This window comes from Rhizorhabdus sp., assembly GCF_018006725.1.
Lineage (GTDB): Bacteria > Pseudomonadota > Alphaproteobacteria > Sphingomonadales > Sphingomonadaceae > Rhizorhabdus.
In genome coordinates, this window is record NZ_JAGMXV010000316.1 from 1 (window position 1) to 4,662 (window position 4,662).

Below are 4,662 nucleotides of genomic sequence, written 5' to 3' on the forward strand. Positions count from 1 at the left end.
GGAGCCTTCACCGATTTTTTCAAGGAGGATTTGGGCTTCATCTTCGTTCCTTCGTCACTACGACGAAGCCCAAATCCTCCTTAATTCACAACCTCAAATCTGTGCCATTGGCGCTGACGCCGGACAGGCGCGCATCGGCGTCGCACGCGACGATCTCGAGATTTCCCTGTTCGCCGACAATATCGGCAATGCCCAGCGCCCCATTTCTCGACCGGGCGGGCAGAATCAGGTCCCCTATCCCCGCACGATCGGCATCTCCGTCGAAAAGCGGTTCTGAACGGTTCAGCGGAGATCAGGAATGGCAAAGATCGAGCAGGAATTCGCGTCGGTCGCGCGGACGCAGGGGGATTGGGCAGCCAAGCCCTTCCTCCCGCGCCAGCCGATCCCCGATATCGGAAGCACCAGGATCGACGGCGAGCGCTTCCACTCGCGCGAGTTCATGCAACGCGAATGGGACATGATCTGGACCCGCACTTGGAACATCGGCTGCCATGTCAGCGAGCTTGAAGAGGCTGGCGATTTCCGTGTCCATTCGCTGGGCAAGGAGTCCCTGCTGTTCGTCCGCGGGGCCGACGACGTCATCCGTGGCTTCTTCAACATCTGCCAGCACCGGGGAAACATCCTCTGCCAGTCGCGCGAGGGCGCCGTGGAGCGGTTCAAATGTCCGTTCCACGGTTGGGAATGGAATCTCGACGGTACGCTCCGCCAGGTGATGCATCCGCAGCTCTTCCCACAATTCCGTGCGGGCATACCGACCGAAGAGCTCGCCCTGCCTCCGCTGAAGGTCGAACTCTGGGGGGGCTGGGTGTGGTTCAACATGGACCCCGCCGCCGGCCCCCTGACCGATTTTCTCGGCGAGGCCGGGCGGCATCTCGAAAGCTATCAGCTGGAGCGCTACCAGCTGATCGATCACAAGAGCTTCGAATGGGCGGGGAACTGGAAGCATGCCCATGACGCCTTCAACGAAAGCTACCATTTCGAAGCGCTCCATCCCGAATTCCTGAATTTCGCGGAAGGGTTCGACGTGCCGATCGAGCTGCTGGGCATCCACAGCCGCATGCTCAATTTCAACCATACGGTGAGCGAGATCCTGCCCGACCGCAGCGAGATGACCGACTTCCGCAAGCGGATGCTGGGCCAGCCCGAGGGCTATGATGGCGAGGCCAAGGACGTCCACCTCGCGATCGTCGCGCAGAAACGCGCGCAACAGGGCAGGAGCCATATCGCCTATGAGCGGCTAAACGACGAGCAGCTCGCGCACCAGTACCACTATACCTTTTTCCCCGGCACGACCTTCACCTCCACACCGGAAATGTCGATCGTGTTCCGCTATCGCCCGCACGAAAGCGATCCCGGCTATTGCTACTATGACTTTCTGATCACGCGGCACGACCCGCCCGGTACGCCGCGCCCCGACCATGAACACCGGCTCTACCGTCATCACGAACTGCCGAACTATGCCGTCGCGTTCGACGGGAGTTTCGACCCGGTTCTGGCCAACGTGCTTCAGCAGGATGGCACCAACATGCCGACGATGCAGCAGGGCACGGCATCGCGCGGCTTCCGCGGCATGATCCTGGGCGAGCAGGAAGTCCGCCTGCGCCATTTCCATCAGACGATCGACCGCTACCTGCGCGGCGACTTCCCGGTGAACGGGGATCGGTAGACGATATGACCCATCCCAGACGCATGCATGTGATCACCGGCGGGAAGTATCATGATTTCGATCTCGCCAGGCTCAGGCTGCTCGAGCTGATGGCGGAGGACGACCGCATTCGGGCAAGCTGTGCCATGGATTATGAGGGGCTGCACCGCCTCGACGGTTGCGCCGGCCTCATACTCTACACCTGCGACATGATGCCGTCCGATTCCCAAGCGGAGGCGCTGGATGCCTTTGTGCGCGACGGCGGGCGTATCTTCGCGCTTCACGCGGTCAATGCGCATCTGGAGTTCACCGACGGGCCCGAGATAGTGACCAGCGGCGTCCGCATCCCAGGGCTCGTCAAGTCGACCGCAGAGCATATCTCACCGCTGTTCATGCAGCTGCTGGGGAGCCGCTTCGTCACGCATCTCGCCTCTCAGGAAATTCATGTTTGCGTCGAGGATGCGGATCATCCGGTCACGCGGGGCATGAAAGATTTCACGATCGTAGACGAACCCTATGTGGCGACCCCGCTGGGCGAAATCCGTACCCTGCTTTCTGCGCGCTACAAGGGGCCGACACCGGGCTATGCCACCGTCGAGATCGACGACGACAGCCCACGACCGCAGCTTTACGTCAAGGACCATGGCCGTGGCGGCGTGCTCTACTCGCCGCTCGGCCACGCCTGCGGCAAATATGACATGCGTCCGCTGATGGCCGAAGCGCCGGTCGTGCGCGGCCCGTGGAACGACCGTAACTTTCTAGACATCGTCAGCCGGGGCATCGCCTGGCTCGCCGATGCGCCCCGGCACTTCAAGGTAAACGCGTAATGACGCCACTTCCGCTGCGAATCCGCCAACTTGGCTATGTCACCGATGATCTGGAGGCGGCGGCGATGCACTGGGTAAGAGCCTTCGGCGCTGGCCCCTTCCTCACGATCGACGCCATGTCCTTCGCCGACTGGCGCCACGACGGCGAAAGTCGGCCGATGGCGCTCGACATCGCCTTCGGTCAGGCTGGCGATCTGATGGTCGAACTCATCCGGCCGCGCGGCGACTGGCCGAACGTTTATGGCGCTACCCCGCCGAGGGGCAGCCGGCTTCACCATCACGGTTATCTGGTCGAAGATCCGTCAGCGGAAGGAGTGCGCCTGCCGGGGCCCCTGGTCGTCCAGGCTTCGCTCTCCGCTGCCACCGAGCTGCGCTACTTCGATTGCCGCGATGCTCTTGGGCTGTTCGTCGAACTGATAAGCGACAACTCGGAAAGCCGGGCTTTCTTCGACCATGCCGAAGCGGTTGCGCATGCATGGGACGGCCGAACCGCGCCGGTTCGCCCCTTCCAGCCGGGAGATGTCTGATGGCTGGCCCATCCCTTTCCGGCCGGACCGTCATCGTGACCGGCGCGGCCTCCGGCATAGGCGCAGCCACCATCCAGGCTCTCGCTGAAGAGGGGGCCACCACGATCGGAGTCGACCGTGCGGCAATGAACGGGCCTGCGTCTCTGACAATCGAGATGAGCGTGACCGATGAGGCCGCTTGGTCCGATACCGTGCCCCATGTCCTCGACCGCTTCGGCACCATCGATGGGCTGGTCAACTGTGCCGGGATCATCCGGATGGCGCCCGTGACAGACATGGAGCTCGACCTGTTCCGGCAGTCGATGCAGGTCAATGTCGAAGGGCCGTTCCTCGCGATGAAGCATGTCTTGCCCGTCATGTACGGCCAGGGCCGTGGCAGCGTCGTCAACCTTTCCTCGACCGCCGGCATCGCCGGTTCGCCGGGCGCTGCGGCCTATTGTGCGAGCAAGGCTGCGGTTCGGCTGCTGTCCAAGTCGGTCGCGCTCGAGGCGCTGGCAAACGGCAGCGGGGTGCGGGTCAACTCGCTCCATCCCGCCATGGCCGAGACGCCGATGGTCCAGGACATCGTTGCGCAACTCGGTGGCAGCGCCGACACGCTGGACCAGATGCGGGCGCTCCAGCCGTCCGGTCGGTTCATTCCGGTGTCGGCGGTGGTCGATGCGATTTTGTTCCTGCTGTCCGATGGATCGACCTTCATCAACGGGACCGACTTTCTGGTAGACAATGGGTTCACCGCGCAGTGATCGCGTCCGCCCCGCGTCTTGCCAGTCGCCGTGCGCTCGTGACGGGAGGCTTGGGCGGCCTCGGCGTCGCCATCGCACGGCTGTTCGTCCGTGAAGGTGCGGATGTCTGGCTGACCGACGTCCACCTGCCGGACGAACCCCACGTTCGGCAGGCCTGCGAAGCGATAGGTAGTTTTCGCTATCTTCAACTGGACGTCAGTCGGGAAGAGGATTGGCGCGCGGCCGCGATCGCTCTGCCCGACCGTCTCGACATCCTCGTCAACAATGCCGGTATCGCCCCGACCGGCGAAATGACGAATCTCGATGCGGACGAGTGGCAGCGGGTGATGGCCGTCAACGCCATGGGCGCCTTTCTGGGCCTCAAGCACATGACCCCGCTCCTCGCCCACGCAGCACGTGACGACCGCCACTGGTCGGCCGTCGTCAACATGTCGTCGATCCTGGCCGATGCAGGGCTTGGTCAGACGGCCGCCTATGCGTCGAGCAAGGGGGCGCTGAAGAGCCTGTCCCGGGCGGCCGCGATCGAGCTTGCGCCTCAGCGGATCAGGGTCAACGCGCTGCATCCCGGCTTTGCGCGAACGGCGATGACGGCCGGGGGCAGCGAAGAGATGGCGGAAGGAAGCGACCTCCTCGCGCAACTGGCGGCGGAGACGCCGATGGGGCGCATCGCCGAACCCGAGGAAATAGCGAACGCGGTGCTTTTCCTGGCATCGGACGAGAGCAGTTTCATGACCGGCAGCACGCTGACGGTCGATGGCGGATGGACCGCCCGGTAAAGCAAGGGGATTGCGATGATCTTCTATGATTTCGGTATGTTTGCGCCCAGCCCCTGGATCGTGTGGATGTTCGCGCTGGAGAAGGGCATCCACTTCGAGCGCCGCCTGCTCGACCTGGTCTCGCGCGAGAACAGGCGCGAACCC

The 4,662-nt window shown here is 63.4% G+C and carries 6 protein-coding genes; all 6 read left to right on the top strand.

The window, feature by feature from the left end; translation table 11 throughout:
- A partial coding sequence (locus tag KAY22_RS24895; RefSeq protein WP_296625816.1) for a hypothetical protein occupies window positions 1-277 on the top strand: 277 nt, incomplete at its 5' end.
- 21 nt (window positions 278-298) lie between these two features.
- Window positions 299-1,666: an aromatic ring-hydroxylating dioxygenase subunit alpha gene (locus KAY22_RS24900; RefSeq protein ID WP_296625817.1), complete on the top strand. Its 1,368-nt coding sequence runs from the start codon at window positions 299-301 to the stop codon at window positions 1,664-1,666.
- Between the two features lie 5 nt (window positions 1,667-1,671).
- On the top strand, window positions 1,672-2,472 hold the full coding sequence (locus KAY22_RS24905; protein ID WP_296625818.1) for a ThuA domain-containing protein: 801 nt from the start codon (window positions 1,672-1,674) through the stop codon (window positions 2,470-2,472).
- Window positions 2,472-2,999, top strand: coding sequence for a VOC family protein (locus tag KAY22_RS24910; RefSeq protein ID WP_296625819.1), 528 nt, complete (start codon window positions 2,472-2,474; stop codon window positions 2,997-2,999). The genes KAY22_RS24905 and KAY22_RS24910 overlap by 1 nt, the downstream gene beginning before the upstream one ends.
- Complete coding sequence (locus KAY22_RS24915) at window positions 2,999-3,742, top strand: SDR family oxidoreductase (protein ID WP_296625820.1); 744 nt, start codon at window positions 2,999-3,001, stop codon at window positions 3,740-3,742. Before KAY22_RS24910 ends, KAY22_RS24915 begins: the two co-directional genes overlap by 1 nt.
- Window positions 3,739-4,518 (top strand): SDR family oxidoreductase, encoded by a 780-nt coding sequence (locus KAY22_RS24920; protein WP_296625821.1) that lies wholly within the window; start codon window positions 3,739-3,741, stop codon window positions 4,516-4,518. The genes KAY22_RS24915 and KAY22_RS24920 overlap by 4 nt, the downstream gene beginning before the upstream one ends.
- The last annotated feature ends 144 nt before the right edge of the window (window positions 4,519-4,662 follow it).